The organism is Paenibacillus sp. GCM10028914 (assembly GCF_042666275.1).
In the GTDB taxonomy this organism is placed as follows: domain Bacteria; phylum Bacillota; class Bacilli; order Paenibacillales; family Paenibacillaceae; genus Paenibacillus_AQ.
In genome coordinates this window covers 144051-161772 of record NZ_JBHTFO010000004.1, presented here as the reverse complement: position 1 = coordinate 161772, position 17722 = coordinate 144051, and the positions used below count along the sequence as shown (strand labels likewise).

Below are 17722 nucleotides of genomic sequence, written 5' to 3'. Positions count from 1 at the left end.
CTAGGTGGATGCTGAAGCACCATTATTGTTCGCTCTTTTTCGAATTGCATGAACACCCATAACAACCGCAATCCATTCCCAGTTGCTAATAAGATGACTATCATTCTCCAGATAAAAGGCGCCTGATTGTAGCCATCCACTGGTTTGACTAAACCTGGCAACGGTCCGACCGCCCTGGTCCTGCACCTCATACTCCTTAGAGAAGGAAGGTGACGTAATTTCATAGATTCCTCGTTCCCCAGCATCATATTCAAATCGTTTTGTTAAAAAGCTCATCCGTATGCGAAGCACACCAAGCTCATACTCATTAGCATCTGAAACTTCCCACTTGTTAGAGAAGAAACGGAACTTACCTCCGCAAACTTTCTCTCCAGTCTCATCATATATATCTAGAGAAGATCCAAAGGCACTTTTCAAATCTACATTACCCACAATTTCCCCGTTTTCATTCATAATATCCGTCGTACCCGAGCTAAAAAAATTATCCTTAAAATATATTCCCATGCGATCTCCCCCTTATCCATCAATCATATACAATATTATACAGAAAGTAGAGAATTCCGGAACCGTATAACAACTCAATTGTCTAATGAATAGAGAGGTGAGGAGATGGGTTTGGAGTACTTGAATAATATGATTGCTGTGGATAATCCCAGCTCTGTCTTAATGGAGATGATGGATGCTTATGGTCAGGCAGTATGGAACTACGTATTTTTTCTGACCAAACGCCGTGATGCTGCAGATGACATCAGTCAGGATGTATTTCTAAAAGCACTTCAACATTTGCATCAGTTCGAAGGTCGGAGCTCTGTGAAGACATGGCTGTTCGCTATTGCCCGTAATTTATCTATGAACTATCTTAAGTCATCTTTTATCAAAAAAGTAACGCTTATGGAGTGGGTCACACCTAAAAATCATGAACGATCCGCCGAATTAGAAGCCATCGGCAGCATGGAGGTATCCCGTATATGGGAGCATGTACTGAGCTTGCCGGTTAAATTCAGAGAGGTGCTGCTCCTCGAATTTCATTACCAGCTTCCTCGACGTGAAATCGCTGCCCTGCTCAATATTTCCGAAGGTACAGTTAAATCAAGACTTCACCGTGCCCGTGCACGAATGGAAGCTTTGCTGAAAGGAGACGACTTAGAATGAAAGACAAACAAAACGAGAATATACCGAATTGGACCCAAGAATTAAAAACCTCTCCGTTTAATGAGGCTCCTTTCACCCAAGAGATGATGAATTCTGTGCTAAAGCGTTCGATAATCAATCCCACACCATCTGGAAGTAAACACAAAAATATATATCGTGCTACTACAGCGGGATTGTGCACCGTCATCATACTAGGACTAATCTGGATTATCGGCCCTTCGCTTTGGAATAACAACACGACCTCTCCTGCTTCACAACCTGCGGTTTTACAAGTGGATTGGACGCCCCGCTCCACAGACATTACAACTGATGGAAATACTAAGCTTGAAGTTATTCCGGGCGGTGATTATAATGCTGGATCTCCGGCAGGAAGCTGGTGGAACTTATACGTTCCCGTGGAAACACTTGAAGGACAGATCATCCGTATTACTGCCCTGCACAAGGAATCAGGGATGCAAATAGAAGAACTGTCCCCCACAACAGTCACATCCGAGATGGCATATGATCAATTTACCAAGGTCTCTTCAAGATTTGCTTTGCCGCTCAGCGGCCTTTGGAAATTCGACGTATATGTCGGAGATGAGAACTTAGGGGATGTGGTCATCGATATACCGGATAGCAGCTGGGAACCCAGTCCAGAGTTCAAATCAGGAGTTTACATGATGACTGGTGTAGAGAACCGTTTAGCCTTCATCCACCCCCCAATACAAGCGGGTCAACCGAATAAGTATATGTGGCACTTTTGGGGTAGGGATGAGGAACTGAATGGAGAACTTCGCATTACAGCCGTAAAGCAAAATTCATTCGATATAATAGACGTATTTGAAGCGAAGCTGCATCCAAGTAAACTGAATGGAGCCGATGCAGCTATTCCAACGACGATGAGTCTTCCCTCATCCGGTTTATGGCGATTGATGGTTTCCATTGATGGTCAACTGTTCGGAAGTGTTATTGTAAAGGTGCAATAGTGACAAAAGAGGGTGTCCAGTAGATCTAAGATCTTTTGGACACCCCCTTCTATTCAAAGATCATTACTTTCCAGTATCAATACTTGTGGCACTATCCAGTGCTTCTTGCGGAACTTCAATCTTATCGATTTCATTATGTTTAGAGTACTTACTCTTCATTTTCATATCGAAAGAAATCGTTTGTCCTTCCTGCTCCATCGACATCACCATATCTACATTGGAGTCAGTTGGCAGATAGGTTTCCTTGTTCACCCCGTAAATGATTTTCATGCTCTTAATGTCCATCAGCTCCATCATGGCAGCCGTCTGATCATTACCGCCAGTTTGATTCATGTAGGATTTTGCTAATTCCTTCAAGCTGTCACCGGACACATCTGCAGTTAAAATATAGGAATCTCCTTCTTCGCTCACTTTCGTATCTTTGGCGATGGATTTAAACTGTTCCAACTGCTTCTCAGGGCCATCACTTGTCGTCTCCATGGCAGACATAATTTCCTTAACATTCTCTTCCGGCAATTGGAACCATTGGCCATCCGCAGAAGAGTATACGCCATTCTGTGTAATATACTGCTTAATGTTCTGCTTTCCCTGTCCAGGGATGTCCATCTCCATCTCTTGAACCATTTCCATCGGATCCAAAGTGGTTTCCACTTTCATCGTCATATCAACATTCTCTTCCTGCTTGTTCTCACCCTCGCCTACTACAATATTCTGTTTAATGTCAGATTCCATAGCGAAGCTTTTCATGTTCGCACTTGCTTCTGCAGATTTTTGGATCAATTCTTCCACAGTAGGGAGTGTTTCTTCCTTGGACGTTTCTCCAGGCGTTTCTTCAGGCGTTTCATTGTTATTACCCACTGGCTGCTCAGTAGATGGCGTATTCGTCTTCTCCCCGGTCCCCTCTTTCTCCTTACTACATGCGGTGATACTCATCACCAAGATCAAACTAAGTACTGCAAGTGACCATTTTTTCAAAACAATTTCCTCCTAAAATATGTATTCTACCGTCATTACCCAGAAAGCTAGCAATCGTAACAAGAAAAATGTGTTATTATCCTTGTTACATGCTAAATCAAGAAATTCAGATGAGGGGACCAGCGATAAAGCATGTAGAGATTCTTGCTAAAGCTTCACGAATAGCGCTACACTTAACGAATTGAGAAATATCATCAAGGGATGTGCGTCAATTGAAAAACCTTCTGGTCACAGGCTACCGAGCTCACGAGCTCGGCATTTACAACAACAAACACAAGGGAATTCCATATATTCGCAAGGCGATCGAGGGGAGACTTATTCCTCTAATTGAGGATGGACTCGAATGGGTTATTACACCCGGTCAATACGGAGTCGATCTTTGGGCATGTGAAGCTGCTATTTCGTTAAAATCTCAATACCCACAACTAAAATGCTCCATTATTACGGCATATGCCCATCCTGAGGAGAAATGGAGTGACGAGAAAAAAGAATACTACCAGCAAATCCTCAGAGGAATAGATTATTACGCAGCAGTCAGTAAAGATACCTATCAGGGCAGTTGGCAGTTTAAAGCCAGAGATGAACTGTTGTTCCGGAAAACGGAGGGAATCCTGCTTGTATATGATGAAGACTCCGGAGAAGCCAGCCCTAAATTCGTGAAAGAGAGAGCATTAAAAAAACATATGGAGGAGGGGTACCATTACATCAGCATTGGATCAGAGGAAATTCAGGCTGTTGCTGATGAGGACAGGAGCGAAACCGACTTCTATGATAGTTTATAGCTTGTAAACAATAAATAACCGTCCCTTATCAGGACGGTTATTTATCACGGTCTCTATTTGATTCGTCTAACACATGCCCGAACTCTTAACTATAGCCTTCTTAAGGCTCTGTAACATCTGACCAATACGTATCTATACTTGTATAATGATAACCATGAGCCTCAGCAACCGCTTGATAGGTTACCTTGCCGCCGATTACATTGATTCCTTTGGCTAAGGCGCGGTTGCTTAGAGCAGCCTGTTGTACTCCATGCTTGGCAATGTGGATACCATAAGGAGTCGTAGCATTCGTCAAAGCTAAGGTAGACGTTCTTGCTACAGCTCCAGGCATATTGGCAACCGCATAGTGAATTACACCGAACTTTTCATAGGTTGGTTGATCATGCGTCGTGATCCGGTCGATCGTCTCGATCGATCCACCCTGGTCAATAGCCACATCTATAATAACAGAGCCGGGACTCATCGCCTTAACCATGTCTTCCGTTACTAGTCGAGGAGCCCGCGCTCCAGGAATGAGCACTGCACCAACAACAAGATCGGCAGTCTTAACTGTTTCTGCAATATGATAAGGGTCAGACATGATCGTCTTTATTCGGCCTTGAAACATATCATCCAACTGTCGCAATCTGGTGGGGTTGATATCCAGTATACTCACCTCTGCGCCCATGCCAAGCGCAATTTTTGCCGCATTGGTGCCGACAATACCGCCCCCAATCACCGCAACCTTCCCTGGTGCTACACCCGGGACTCCGCTTAGAAGCACCCCTTTACCCCCATGAGCTTTTTCGAGAAAATGCGCGCCGATCTGAATCGACATTCTCCCCGCCACCTCACTCATCGGCGTAAGCAGCGGCAGACTTCCATCGTCAAGCTGTATCGTTTCATAAGCAATAGCCGTTACTTTAGAATCTACAAGTGCTTGGGTCAGCCCCGCTTCAGGAGCAAGATGCAAATAAGTATACAGAATCAAACCTTCTCGGAAATAGATATATTCCTCCGGCAAAGGCTCTTTTACCTTAACGACCATATCGACCGCCCAAGCCTCTTTAGCAGTTGGCACAATCCGAGCGCCAGAGACGGTATAATCATCATCTGTAAAACCGACCCCATCTCCTGCTCCCGACTGAACCCAAACTTCATGACCTGCATTTCTGTAGCTCATAACCGTTCCCGGCGTCATGCCAACGCGATTTTCATTATTTTTGATTTCCTTCGGAACTCCAATAATCATGGATGTTGCCCCCTTAACTCGGGAATATATAGACTCTCTAACTAAGCTTAATCGTCTGATAGAGCCTGTGAAATTTAATCATACTAAATATAGACCGGATTGATTTATTATAAACATCATACGCAATTGGACTAAGTCCCGCTCCAAGACGATAGGAATAATGCGTTTCGAAAAAAACACCTCTGCCAAGGTTCAGACAGACTCGGGATGGCTCCCTGTCGCCCGCCCCCGCTCAGAGGTGCAAATAATAAATTATATTAGTCCTCTGGTGAATACACCGTAATCCTGTCTCTACCCTCTTGCTTCGATCTGTAAAGTGCTCTATCTGCTCGCTCCACAAGCTCTTTAGCGGTTAACGATTCTGAATGATTATACGGTGCAATTCCCATTGAGACGGTCACCGCGACTCCATTCTGGCTTCTCCCTGTTAACATTCTCATTCTTAAACTTTCCGCTATTTCATACGATTTCTGGGTGCCTTCGTACCGTACTAGAATACCGAACTCTTCGCCACCATAGCGGAAGCATAGATCCTGCTCTCTGGCAGAAAGTCGCATTTTTGCAGCGAGGTACACCAGCACCTCATCCCCGACAGCATGACCATACATATCATTCACTCGTTTAAAAAAGTCGATATCAATTAATATAAGTGCAAATGGTGTCTGTGACTCAATCCATTCCTTTAACGTCAAATCAAATGTCTTTCGGTTTGCAAGTCCTGTCAGACCGTCAATCTGAATCTCGTCATTGAGCAGGTTCAGATGATTACCTATACTCTGATGGAGCTGCTTCACTTCATAGATAAGGGAAGCGATCTTAGGCATCTCGGGCGGAATCGACGTCTTTGACATAACCGCTTCTTCTGAAAATCTCGCGAGCTCATACAATGGTGAAGAAATATAACGGGAAACACGCCACGCAACAAATAAAATAATAATACAAACCGGCAACGCCTGAAGGGTAATATTCATGGCCAGTTTCTTGACAGGCTCATTAAGAACCGAGACTGGGGTCTGGGAGACGATCCCCCAGCCGCTACTAGGTTCATAGGCATAACCTGAAAAAAAAGTATTCCCTTGTGAATTTGTTATTTCAGCAGAACCACTTTTTCCACTGAGAGATTTTAGAATGACTTCATTCCCTGTAATCTTTTCATTAATTCGACTTGAATCCGGATGGAAAATAAGGTGGGAATCTTTATCTACTACATAGACATAAGAACCATTCCCGTAAAAATGCTCCTTAAGAAGCCTACTAAGAACATTGTCCTCCTGTAGATAGATCGTACCTCCCGCAAAGCCTTTATATTCCCCCTTCGCATCATAAATCGGGGATGAGACCATAACGATTAATCGACCAGTTGTTGCAACATAAGGTTCTGATACAAGCGCGGTTTTCAGCTCAACAGCTCTCTTCGATGCTTCAGACGTGAGCTGACTTCCGATCAAACTGAACACCAAATCAGGTGTGACAGACGTTATATAACGTTCGGTGTCCGCAATAACAACCGAGTTGAAATATTGTTCATTCGCTTTAAACCAAATATTTAAATCGCGCTGACTAAATGAAGATTCTCCTGCCAATCGCGCAATACTGTTCATATTATTTTGCATCACATTCAGCAAGTCAGTCGTGTTTGAAGCTAGTTTCTTAGCATACTGGTAATTACTCTCTAAATAATTTGAAGTTAAGGATTTTACATTACCAGTGATCGCCAAATATCCTCCGACAACTGCAGTTAATAATACGGATCCGACAACAAGTAAACCGAGTATAATACGAAGTTTAAAACCTTTGCGCTTTCCCATGATGACCATCCTTCGACCTTTAATTCAAATCCTCATAGCTGATTATTATTTCATTGTAACAAAATATGGAGAATTATGGGGTTTTTTATTTAATTTTAGCTTTGAAGTAAATAGCAAGGTTTTTTTCTATCCCATGTCGAAAGTTTTATCATTCACTATAAAAACAGTTTAAGATTAGATCTATATATCAGAAGATAAGAGGGTGCAATCCATTTTGTTGGAAATAAAAAACATACTCCTTCAACTGCTATTCGCACTATCACCATTTGTAATATATAACATCTATTACCGCAAACTTGAGATTAATTACTCCAGACGTTTTATCGTGATTACTTGTTCATTCAGTCTATTACTATCTATGACTTTTGCATCCAGTATATATGAGGGTATTATTTTTGATGTCAGGTATGTCATTATCTTTTTTGGTATCTTGTTCGGAGGGGTTACATCCGGGTTAATCTTGCTTGGGGAGCTTATTATTTACCGAATTTACATTGGCGGAACAGGCGTCTATGATGCCTTGATTATTCAGGCAATCATCTTCCCTTTATCCATTCTTCTGTGCTCGCTCTATCATAAAATAAGAAAGAAACATATCATTACGTTTATCGCAGGACTCAGTTTCTCTATCATCCCTCTTATTTCCCTTTACATAAACAAACCAGAGTACAGCGTTACTTATTTTTCTTTTAATATTATCGTTTTGCTCGTACAGAATAGTATTGGAATTTGGCTTTTGATCACTTTGTTTAATAAGTCTGTCTCAGACAAAGAGTTTTACATCAAACATATCCAGAATGAAAAGGTAGAGGCCATTAATCAAGTCGCAGCTTCGCTAGCACATGAAGTTCGCAATCCTCTAACAACGGTTCTTGGATTTCTGAAATTAATAAGAGCCAATACCTTCAATTGGGAAAAGACCGAACGCTTTATAGATATAAGCATTGAAGAAATTTATCGAACAGAGCAAATATTATCCGAGTATCTTTCGATCAGCAAACCATTTGGCTCGATTCAGCAGCAGATCGACCTGGCGAGTCAGCTTAAAACCGTTGTAGATGTAATGACTCCTTATGCAAACATGAATAACGTCGAATTGGAAGCCGAGCTTCCATCCTCACCCATTCTGATCTACGGCAGTCCTACAGAAATTAAACAACTGCTCGTAAACTTCATCAAAAATGCGATCGAAGCCTGTACCGAAGTTCCCAATGCTCATGTCGGGATTTCTTTCAGTATCCATCTTCGCCGGGTTCAGCTTGTCATCCAGGATAACGGTGTCGGCATGGATCACGAGCAACTTAACCGTCTTGGTTCCATCTATTATTCTACGAAAAGCACAGGTACTGGACTCGGTCTAACCTTCTCCTATCAGGCAATACGCTCCATGAACGGAACCGTCTCTGTCCAAAGTACGCCGCTATCTGGTACGATCTTCACCATATCGCTGCCATTAGCTTGAAAGGTGAATAATGGCGCATAGAAAGTCGACATGACAAAACCAAACAGGCGATCCAAGGATAAATCCTCGGGCTCGCCTGTTTGTTGAATCGTCGTTAAACCTATTAATTTTACTTTTTTGGTTTTTCCGGTTTACCTGGCTTTTCTGGTTTCCCTGGTTTTTCTGGTTTACCTGGCTTTTCAGGTTTACCCGGCTTTTCAGGTTTACCTGGCTTTTGCGGCTTTTCTGGTTTTTCCGGCTTCTCCGGTTTTTCTGGCTTTGTCCCTGAATTAGGCTTCGTTTCAGCTATTACATAAATACCACTCGCTTCTTTCTTCAACTCAGCCCTTACCTTACCATCCGAAAGATGTGTAAACAATGTAGACACAGAACGAAGTTGATCCGTACCTGGGATGTAAACCATTCCCGATGTATGTTTCGTTTGTATCTGTTTCGCATCAAGTATAATAAACTCGCTCACAAAGAATTTACCAAAGCTCTTCAGCTCTGTGAGGCTCTTATCCGCATTCACCTGCTCGATCTTGAACAATGTTGGTTTGGTGAGAATCTCTTTACCTTTAAGTAATCCATTCACGCGGTCGGCATCCTTCCCAGTCGGGACACCAATCGTAACTTTTACATTGCTCCCTCTGGAAATCAATCCAGCTGGAATTCGATGCTCGGTTCCATTCATCATGATCGACAGGCTTCCTTGTTCACCTTTCTTAGCGATAGCGGCAATGATGCCCTGTGGGACTTCAATCTCCGCCTGATTCACAATATCACCGAGATGAACTTGGAAGTTCGAAGAACCCGAAGCATTAATTACTTTGATAGCTGCATCCTCTGGCATGCTTACAATCGTCTTATCCGGTTGTATAGTGATCTGCACTTCCAGTTGATCTTTACCCAGTGGTGAAGTCTCAGCAATCAGTTCCTTTGATGAGATAGACACCTTTTGAATCTCATCCCCTGATTTAGTAACAGCAAGCAAATGCACTGTGTAGGATTGACTTGGAGCAAGCGATGACACGGTGTAAGAAGTTCCTGTTGTCGTTCCAACCATTGCTTTATCCACATAGATTTCATAATCTGTTGCTCCTGGTACAGCATCCCATCTTAGTTGAAGTGTACTGGCTGTTTGTGATACCAATACTAGATTTTGAGGAGCTGGCAAAGCCGACGTATTCACCTTACCGTCAATCGGCAGGTCATGAGCAAGTTGTGTTGTCAGCGTCCTATTGCGGTCACCGCTAATATCCCAGCTCATCACTCCTGCAATATCAAGTGATCTCACCAGAGATGCCGTGTACATCATCGTTGTTTTATCGTTGTACGTAATGAAATTACCGTTCTCGGCATTGTACAAATAAGCTACCTTCGCGGCTTCGTTCCAGTAACGCACATAACCATTCTGATTCAAATAGTTATTTTCAATGTCGGTGTAATCAAATAAGCTAGCTTCCCAAGTTCCATTAGGAATAGATGTACAAGTCTGATACTCTCCATTTGCTGGACATCCGGCCCATCCTTTGCCATAGTACGGAACACCTGCAACCAATTTGTAAGTTGGTACTCCACCTTTCAAATGCCCATTAAGACCTCCGAGAACATGATTACGCGGAGCGCTTGTTCTTGGAAGGTTTTTATCGTAATAGAGTGGTGAATTGTGATGTGCAAGCAAACTCTCTTTCCCACTGTAATCGTAGGTCATAATATTAATGAAATCCAGATATTGAGATGAGTTAGCAAGATCTGCGTTGACTACGAAATTATCCCCTTGTCCGGAAGCAATCGTCAGCAGATAGTACTTTCCGTCTTCAGTTCCCGCAGCATCCAAAGCTTCGCGCACCGTTTTCATTAGTAACACAAAGTTTTCCCTGTCCTCAGGTCCCCGAGAATTGCTATCCACTCCTCCTTCTACTGGATACTCCCAGTCAACATCAAGACCGTCCAGTTTATACTCCCTAAGAAAATCTACAGCAGAGTTAGCAAAGGCACGCCGAGTGATCTCAGTTCTTGCCGCATTGGAGAAATTTTTAGACCAGTTCCATCCTCCGACAGAAACCATCAGTTTAAGATGAGGGTTCTGTTCTCGTATCGAGACCCATGAACTCATGTTCTCGAAATCCCGATCAGGGTCTCCAATGACAATTTCACCATCAAATACATAATCTTTTTGCAGTGGAATATCTGGATCCTGACATGCCCTTGCGCCAGTTCCATACTTCATCCAGCAAACATCAGCAAATGCATAATTTATATGGGTAATCTGCGATGCATCAACATCTGATGGTGTGAATTTTCTCTCGTCAGTGTTAGACCATGCGGTGTAATAAGTAACATTGGTATAATCGCTGCCCGGAACGACCGGAATGGATGCACTTTCCGGAGATGTCCAGAGCGTATTCTTGGCTATAACGTGGTAGTTATACTGCTTACCTTCTTCAAGTCCTTCAATCACATAGCGATTATCATTACTTGATCCAATAAGCCCTCCATCCTGATAGATATCATATGTAGTGGCGCCCGGAACTGGTGCCCACCCTAGTGAGACAGCCGTCCGCGTGGCTGTGATGACTTGCAGCGCTTCAGGTGAACTTAACTGACCCCATATAAGTGTTATCTTATTACTCTTAGCAGAAGCCGGTTCTGGAGGGTTTTGCGCTCCCACCATAAATGTGTAAGTTGTTCCATTTACAAGAGGTCCATATGTGGTACTCGTCGCATCGTTAGCCCAAGTTCCACCTTTCCAGTCTCCGTTGACGTAGATATCATAACCTGTCGCGTCAGGGCTTGAACCCCAATTCAAAGTCACCGAATCCTCAGTCACATCAACAACTTTTAAGTTACTCGGAGGAGTTAGTGGAGCGTCTTTATACTCGCTAACATCTTCTGTTGTCGTAAATTCCACGATATTGCTCTTATGTGCTTTAGCCGAATCGCTATTCCATGTGATATAAACACGGTAGGTGGTTTCAGGTGATAAACCCGTAACTGAGCGGGTCCACAAATTGCCCCAAGTAATCCAACCATCGTTATCCGCATTCCAAATTTGAATATCGTTCGGATCTTCTCCAGGTTTGAAGTCCCAGGCAAGTTTAGCTTGATTATGAAGTACTTCTTCGACTCTAAGATTTTGTGGTGCAAGGGAATCATTTGTTGTGTTAGCAGCACTAGTTAGTGTTTCCTGTGGAGGTGTTGTTGTTAAATCTGCATTATTAACCGGTGGAGTTTCAGTAGTTAATTCAAGTGACTCATTATCAGTAGCATAGATTGGGGATGCATTCATCAGCGGACTAAGACATAAAACAAAAGCCAGAAAACATACTATCCATTTCGAATGCTTCTTCTGTGTCCAAAGATTCATCATTTCACCTCTATTATTATTTTGTAGTTTTCGAAAATCCGGCTCAATTGAAAGCGGTTACCACTTGGTGGTTGGATGATCCACCTACTGCCATCTTTACGAAGTTTTCTCTCAGCTTTTATTGTTTGCCTCCTTTATTTTTAATAAATAAAATAAATATAACTAGTACTATCTTGAAACTTGGTTTAATAAAAAGGAAGGGGCTTATTCTTACAATCATAGGATAAAATTCTATTATTTATAGAATCAGCCGTAGATTATGTAAAAAAAGACTCCCTCATCATGAAGGAGTCTCTACATTTTCAATTATTCAAAAGCAGGGATGGCAATCTCATCGTAATTCTCTTCAAAAAATTTCTTAACGTCTGGTCCTGTCATCGCATCAGCAAGCTTACGAATGGCTTCGGAGTCTGCATTATCTTTCCGAGCGACTAATGTAATCGCAAATTCTGAATCCGTTCCTTCCGTAATCAATGCATCTTTCTTCGGAGTCAATCCAAGAGGCTTCGCATAGGCAGGGGTCATGATAACCATATCCACATCATCTAGTGTACGAGCAAGCATGAGCAGATCCACTTCTTTAAATTTATAGTTTTTAGTGTTCTCAACAATGTCAGAAATTGTCGATTTAATACCTACTCCGTCTTTCAGCTTAATGAGACCATGCTTCTCGAGCATCACAAGCGAACGACCAAGATTAGATGCGTCATTCGGCACTGCGATCGTTGCTCCCTCAGGAAGCTCTTCTATAGACTTATAACGTTTGGAGTATCCACCAAAAATCGCGTGATAGATTGGTTCAACAGCTACCAACTCACTGCCGTTATTCGCATTATATTCCTCCATATAAGGAACATGCTGAAAGAAATTCGCGTCTACTTCTTTATTCGCAAGTGCATTATTCGGCTGGACATTATCAGACAAAATAACAATATCCAGGTTAATTCCCTCTTCTTTAAGCTGCGGTTTCACTAGCTCGAGTACCTCCGTCATCGGAGGAATCAGGCTTGCAACTTTCAGTGTAACCTCTTGACCTGTTGCTTCCTTCTCACTTCCACCCGTCGTTTCACCCTCTTGCTTCTGCCCGCATCCTGCAACAACAAGCATCATTGCAGCTAATAGTCCTATGAACCATTTCGATTGTAATTTCATTGTAAATTAAACCCCCATCTTAGATGTTATTGCTTGATAAACTGCCAAGTTTCTTTATCGCTTATCCAGCAGCCTAGACAGCATATTACCTGTAAATTGAATCGATTGAACCAAAATGATCATAATGATAATCGTAAATACCATAATCTCAGTTTCGAACCTTTGATATCCGTAACGGATTGCAAAATCTCCAACTCCGCCCCCGCCTACAATCCCCATAACCGTTGAATACGAAATAAAGCTGATCGTCGAGGTGGTGAGTCCAAGCACAAGTCCCGAGCGAGCTTCCACATATAGAAACTTAAAAATCAACTGTAATGTTGATGCGCCCATGGATGAAGCAGTCACCGTTACTTCCTTTGGAACATCGAGCAATGATTGTTCCACCAATCTGGAATAATACGCAACGGCTACTACCGATAAGGGCACAGCTGCAGCAAGTGTACCAATGGATGTCCCAACCAGCATGCGGGTTACAGGAATCATAATGACTACGAGCAGCAGGAACGGAAACGAACGGATAACATTCACGATCCCATTCAGAATGGAAAATATAAAGCGATTTTCATAGAGTTGTCCTTTACGGCACAGATACAATAGTGTTCCTACCGGAAGACCCAGTATTATAGCAGCAGCAATGGATATACCGACCATAATGAATGTCTCTCCGATCGCTCTCCATATTTCCGACTGATACTGTCCTACATAAGCGAAATAGTCATTCAAATATTGCATGATTTCTCTTAAAAAATCAATCATCAGCGCTTACCTCCACCGGATAGGTTTCTGTCAAACGCCCTTTGTCCATAACCGAAACATGCTTGCAAATTTGATTAACCACACTCATTTCATGCGTAACCATCACAACCGTAACTCCAAACCGATCATTAATATGCTGCAGGACATCCAGGATATCCGATGTCGTCTGAGAATCCAGTGCAGAGGTGGGTTCGTCGCATAGCAGCACCTTCGGCTGATTCACCAATGCCCGCGCAATGGCAACCCGCTGCTTCTGTCCTCCACTGAGTTCAGCAGGATACTGGTCCAACTTATCTTCTAGACCTACAAAATGCAAATACTCTTCAGCTCGCTTCAATCGATCTTTCTTGGGTACACCCGCAAGCTCTAACGGTAAGGCTACATTCCCTAAAACTGTACGATTACTGATCAGATTAAAATGCTGAAAGATCATTCCGATCGATCTTCTTGCCTCCCGAAGCTGTTTACTGCCCATAGCTGTCAAGTCGTAGTTATCTACGATGACCTGTCCAGAATCGGGCCTTTCCAGCACATTTATCAACCTCAATAAGGTCGATTTTCCCGCACCGCTAGCTCCGATAATTCCGTGGATATCCCCCTCTTCAATAAAAAGAGAAACGTCGTCCACTGCGAGAAATCGATTATTCGGAGGTCCGTAGCACTTAGTCACCTGTTGTAAAGAAATCATAATCTAAGATGTCCACCCCCGCTTTTATCTCTTCATCCATGTATAGACATAAGAAGAAACGGCTCGCCCCTTCCGGGCACGAAAACCGTTTCTATGTAAACTCAATAACTGAATCATATCACATATTGTATGAATATGAGCTTTTTTGTCAATCAAACAAAATCTGTAATTATTCTAAACAAAGTTAGGACAAGTATAATTGGTGACCATACATTTCCGTCATTTTCTCAACAGCCCGCTCGATTGTTGTCTCATCAAATCCTTCCAGTCCTTGAATCGCTTTAATCTTATCGGCTGGCGAATGTTCTTTGTTCAGATGCAGACTCCAGTTCACGATATTCTGGATAGCCTCCTCCGATTCAAATTGATGAAAATATATATATGCCTTGTACAAATAACTGTCTGCATGCTCAGGCACAATACTCAGCACCTCATCAAAAGCTTCAAGTGCCGCCTCTTCCTCACGATCCTTATATTGAATTTGCCCTAACCGGTAATAGGCTCCCGGATGACCTGGCTGTAGTTCAAGGAATTTCATAATGTCCATCCTTGCTCTTGCATAATCCATCATGGCCAAGTAAATACCGCTGCGAAGACTGTAAAGACTTGCATAACTAGCGTCCAGCTCAATGCCTTGTGTACAGTCGGAGAGTCCTCTATCCAGCTGCTCCGTCTCAAAAAAGCAACCTGCTCGAAACTCATATAACCGGACATTACCAGGATTCAAATGAATGGCCTTGCTGTATGCATCAATCGCTAAATCCCATAAGCCCATCTCCTTATAAATGTGGCCACTTGCAGCCAAATAAGTCGGATGGCCCTCGTAATCCGGGTCTAATTCAACAGCTTTTTGCAGCTCAAGTAAAGCCGCTTCATTCTTACCCTGCAAGTACATCACATAGCTCTGCTTATTGTGTATTTCCGATGTATCGCTGAGTTTAAGCGCTTCATCAAGTGCCTGCTCAGCAGCAGGTAAGTCGACCATCTCAATGCAAATGTCGGCCCGCTGTGTAAAGTTAGCAGGGTCATCATTCTCCATTTCGAGCAATTTATCATTTAGCTTGATGGCCTTGTCATTCTGTCCCAAACGATAATAACAGTCAGCCATCCAATAGCATACCAGCGGAGATTCCGAATGCAACCGGTACAGACTTGAAATCACTTCTGCTGCATTCTCTTCTTCTCCATATTCTCTATGCAGTCTAGCGAGTTCGAAATAAGCTCGGAAGTCACTTTCATCCTGATGAATTGCAAGCCTCAAATCCTCAATCGCCTGAAGTTTCTTGCCCCATGCGGCATAGATTTCCGCTCGCTTCAAATAAAGCTCCACAGCCCCCGTATAAATCTGCAGTCCTTCTGTTGCGGCTTCAACGCCTTTTTCATACTGTCCGAGCTGCAAGTATAGATCAGCCAGCAATCGCCGGAAGGAATAAGTCTCTTTCGTCTGCCTTTGAAACGTCATAAAAGCGCCGTAACTATAATTCGTGCTCGCATCAAAGAGTGCATAGCCCTGATCCGACTCAGCTTCGTACCGATTAGAAAGCGCCACTCCCTCCTTCAATACAATGACCGCTTCTTCCATTGAATTCATCAAATCGAGACATCTGGCAAGCATGAAGTAGTACATGGGGATAGCCCGTTCCGGTCTCTTTAAGCTTTCTCTAAAACAATCAACCGCATCAGCTGGGTTACCACTCTCATAATATGCCATACCTAATTCATAATAAGTGGAGATAACCGTACTTTCATCTTCCCGCTTGATGGATTCCTTCAGATCTCTGATCGCTTCGTCGTATTTACCGAGATCCTTATACGTAATACCTCTCGTATACCATGTCATAAAGCTATCGCTATTCCGTTGAATAGCTTCATCCAGATCTAATATCGCTTCCTCTTCCCGACCCAATTCACGAAAAATATGCGCCCGCCGCTCATAGGCTCTGCCTGCCCCCTTCCATTCAATGACCTGCCCGAGAAACGCAATGGCTTCATCCGAATGGCCCGTACGATGGAGCAGCTCTGCGTAGGAGATCTGATCATCTAATGTTTGTATGGCCTTTTGGCCTTTCCTGATGTATTTGAGTGCCTTATCCAAGTCTTGGCGACCCCGATAATAGCTGCCGATCTTGAGCCATATCCTGTCAACTAAAAGCATCTCTCTCACCCTTTAAGTTTATATGTATAACACTACGTGCCTACTATATTACTTTATTCATTACCCAAGCAGAGTAGAAAAAAATACCTAAATCCGTTTCATGTTCATTTTAATACATTTTTGCTACCAATTTTACTTTCCCAAAAAAAATAAGGAAACCCTTGAGGCTTCCCTATTCTCAAATATCTATTATTTTGTACTAAAACCAGAGTGAATGTCCAGTCTAGCATATTTCAATACACTTTATGAATAACATCCTCAAAGTCCGGATTTTCCATATCAATATCATCTAGCTCTCCCCATCCTCCGAGCTCTTTAAGCACTTCCATTGTCGTTAGCTCACGGCGGTTAACTTCAATAGTGACAGTGTTCTCAGAAATATCTGTTACCCGGATAAAAGGCATCGCTTCTGAAGCTCCAAGACCCTGTGTCTGATAATGATCCGGTACATGAAAAGAACCACGATAAGTAACGGTGATTAGCGTTGGCAATCCAATCGTGTCACGAAGCGACCGAATCGTTCCGTCGTATGTCAGCTCACCATGATTAATGACCATCACCCGACTACACAGCTGTTCGATATCATCCATATCATGCGTGGTTAGAAGAATGGTTTTGCCGAATTCTTTGTTCAGTAAGGTCAGAAATTTACGTATATTCCGCTTAGCATTCACATCGAGACCGATGGTCGGCTCATCAAGGAATAACACATCTGGATCATGCAGCATGGCTGCCGCTAGGTCCGCGCGCATGCGCTGTCCGAGCGATAGCTTCCGCACAGGCGTCTCCCAGAACATGTGCAAATCCAAAAGCTCTGAAAACTGTTGAAGTCTCCGCTTTTTATCGCTACTATCCACCCCATACATTTTTGCCAAAATATCATAAGAGTCCTTAATCGGCAGATCCCACCACAGCTGACTGCGCTGACCAAAAACGACCCCGAGGTTCTGTACAACCCGGCGGCGATCTTTATGCGGATTCAAACCACCGATGGAGACCTCACCAGAGGTCGGATGCAGAATGCCTGTAAGCATTTTGATTGTCGTGGATTTACCCGCACCATTCGGCCCGATGTAGCCGACGAACTCTCCCTCTCCGACTTGAAAGCTAATATTGCGCACAGCTTCCTTCTTCTTATAATCCCTAGAGAAGAGGGTTCTGAGACCAGCAAAACGGCCTTCCCGTACCACAGGCGTCTTGAATTCCTTGCGTATATTATGAACCTCTATCATCATTTTCTC

At 43.1% G+C, this 17722-nt stretch carries 14 protein-coding genes; 4 read left to right on the top strand and 10 right to left on the bottom strand.

The window, feature by feature from the left end; translation table 11 throughout:
- Complete coding sequence (locus ACFQV5_RS03350) at positions 1–504, bottom strand: LURP-one-related family protein (protein ID WP_379243643.1); 504 nt, start codon at positions 502–504, stop codon at positions 1–3.
- Between the two features lie 105 nt (positions 505–609).
- On the opposite strand from ACFQV5_RS03350, the gene ACFQV5_RS03345 reads away from it, so the two are divergent.
- Complete coding sequence (locus ACFQV5_RS03345) at positions 610–1152, top strand: sigma-70 family RNA polymerase sigma factor (RefSeq protein WP_379243641.1); 543 nt, start codon at positions 610–612, stop codon at positions 1150–1152.
- Complete coding sequence (locus ACFQV5_RS03340; RefSeq protein ID WP_379243639.1) at positions 1149–2120, top strand: DUF4871 domain-containing protein; 972 nt, start codon at positions 1149–1151, stop codon at positions 2118–2120. Before ACFQV5_RS03345 ends, ACFQV5_RS03340 begins: the two co-directional genes overlap by 4 nt.
- A gap of 63 nt (positions 2121–2183) precedes the next feature.
- Here ACFQV5_RS03340 and ACFQV5_RS03335 read toward each other — a convergent pair whose 3' ends face one another.
- A complete protein-coding gene (locus ACFQV5_RS03335; protein ID WP_379243637.1) occupies positions 2184–3095 on the bottom strand; it encodes a DUF6612 family protein in 912 nt (303 codons plus the stop codon).
- A 212-nt stretch (positions 3096–3307) separates the two neighbouring features.
- On the opposite strand from ACFQV5_RS03335, the gene ACFQV5_RS03330 reads away from it, so the two are divergent.
- Positions 3308–3877, top strand: coding sequence for an SLOG family protein (locus tag ACFQV5_RS03330; RefSeq protein ID WP_379243635.1), 570 nt, complete (start codon positions 3308–3310; stop codon positions 3875–3877).
- Between the two features lie 100 nt (positions 3878–3977).
- On the opposite strand, the gene ald is transcribed toward ACFQV5_RS03330, so the two are convergent.
- Complete coding sequence (ald, locus tag ACFQV5_RS03325; RefSeq protein ID WP_379243633.1) at positions 3978–5108, bottom strand: alanine dehydrogenase; 1131 nt, start codon at positions 5106–5108, stop codon at positions 3978–3980.
- A 257-nt stretch (positions 5109–5365) separates the two neighbouring features.
- The gene (locus ACFQV5_RS03320) at positions 5366–6916 is read right to left on the bottom strand and encodes a sensor domain-containing diguanylate cyclase (RefSeq protein WP_379243631.1); all 1551 of its coding nucleotides are present in this window, start codon (positions 6914–6916) and stop codon (positions 5366–5368) included.
- 214 nt (positions 6917–7130) lie between these two features.
- Here ACFQV5_RS03320 and ACFQV5_RS03315 point away from each other — a divergent pair, with 214 nt between their 5' ends.
- The gene (locus tag ACFQV5_RS03315; RefSeq protein ID WP_379243629.1) at positions 7131–8378 is read left to right on the top strand and encodes an ATP-binding protein; all 1248 of its coding nucleotides are present in this window, start codon (positions 7131–7133) and stop codon (positions 8376–8378) included.
- A 109-nt stretch (positions 8379–8487) separates the two neighbouring features.
- Here the strand turns inward: ACFQV5_RS03315 and ACFQV5_RS03310 are convergent, their stop codons facing one another.
- The 6 genes from ACFQV5_RS03310 to ACFQV5_RS03285 form a co-directional block, all read right to left on the bottom strand.
- Positions 8488–11649 (bottom strand): glycosyl hydrolase family 18 protein, encoded by a 3162-nt coding sequence (locus ACFQV5_RS03310; RefSeq protein ID WP_379243627.1) that lies wholly within the window; start codon positions 11647–11649, stop codon positions 8488–8490.
- A gap of 384 nt (positions 11650–12033) precedes the next feature.
- Complete coding sequence (locus tag ACFQV5_RS03305; protein WP_379243625.1) at positions 12034–12879, bottom strand: MetQ/NlpA family ABC transporter substrate-binding protein; 846 nt, start codon at positions 12877–12879, stop codon at positions 12034–12036.
- Between the two features lie 54 nt (positions 12880–12933).
- A complete protein-coding gene (locus ACFQV5_RS03300; protein ID WP_379243623.1) occupies positions 12934–13638 on the bottom strand; it encodes a methionine ABC transporter permease in 705 nt (234 codons plus the stop codon).
- Positions 13631–14326: a methionine ABC transporter ATP-binding protein gene (locus ACFQV5_RS03295; protein WP_379243620.1), complete on the bottom strand. Its 696-nt coding sequence runs from the start codon at positions 14324–14326 to the stop codon at positions 13631–13633. Before ACFQV5_RS03295 ends, ACFQV5_RS03300 begins: the two co-directional genes overlap by 8 nt.
- A 184-nt stretch (positions 14327–14510) precedes the next feature.
- Positions 14511–16481 (bottom strand): tetratricopeptide repeat protein, encoded by a 1971-nt coding sequence (locus ACFQV5_RS03290; RefSeq protein ID WP_379243618.1) that lies wholly within the window; start codon positions 16479–16481, stop codon positions 14511–14513.
- A 233-nt stretch (positions 16482–16714) separates the two neighbouring features.
- Positions 16715–17713, bottom strand: coding sequence for an ABC transporter ATP-binding protein (locus ACFQV5_RS03285; RefSeq protein WP_379243954.1), 999 nt, complete (start codon positions 17711–17713; stop codon positions 16715–16717).
- Between the last annotated feature and the right edge of the window lie 9 nt (positions 17714–17722).

What these genes read in the sequence shown, in the direction of transcription:
- ACFQV5_RS03350 (WP_379243643.1), bottom strand. Translation starts at nt 504, where the DNA reads ATGGGAATATATTTTAAGGATAATTTTTTTAGCTCGGGTACGACGGAT.
- ACFQV5_RS03345 (WP_379243641.1), top strand. Translation starts at nt 610, where the DNA reads ATGGGTTTGGAGTACTTGAATAATATGATTGCTGTGGATAATCCCAGC.
- ACFQV5_RS03340 (WP_379243639.1), top strand. Translation starts at nt 1,149, where the DNA reads ATGAAAGACAAACAAAACGAGAATATACCGAATTGGACCCAAGAATTA.
- ald (WP_379243633.1), bottom strand. Translation starts at nt 5,108, where the DNA reads ATGATTATTGGAGTTCCGAAGGAAATCAAAAATAATGAAAATCGCGTT.
- ACFQV5_RS03320 (WP_379243631.1), bottom strand. Translation starts at nt 6,916, where the DNA reads ATGGGAAAGCGCAAAGGTTTTAAACTTCGTATTATACTCGGTTTACTT.
- ACFQV5_RS03310 (WP_379243627.1), bottom strand. Translation starts at nt 11,649, where the DNA reads ATGAATGCATCCCCAATCTATGCTACTGATAATGAGTCACTTGAATTA.
- ACFQV5_RS03305 (WP_379243625.1), bottom strand. Translation starts at nt 12,879, where the DNA reads ATGAAATTACAATCGAAATGGTTCATAGGACTATTAGCTGCAATGATG.
- ACFQV5_RS03300 (WP_379243623.1), bottom strand. Translation starts at nt 13,638, where the DNA reads ATGATTGATTTTTTAAGAGAAATCATGCAATATTTGAATGACTATTTC.
- ACFQV5_RS03295 (WP_379243620.1), bottom strand. Translation starts at nt 14,326, where the DNA reads ATGATTTCTTTACAACAGGTGACTAAGTGCTACGGACCTCCGAATAAT.
- ACFQV5_RS03290 (WP_379243618.1), bottom strand. Translation starts at nt 16,481, where the DNA reads ATGCTTTTAGTTGACAGGATATGGCTCAAGATCGGCAGCTATTATCGG.
- ACFQV5_RS03285 (WP_379243954.1), bottom strand. Translation starts at nt 17,713, where the DNA reads ATGATAGAGGTTCATAATATACGCAAGGAATTCAAGACGCCTGTGGTA.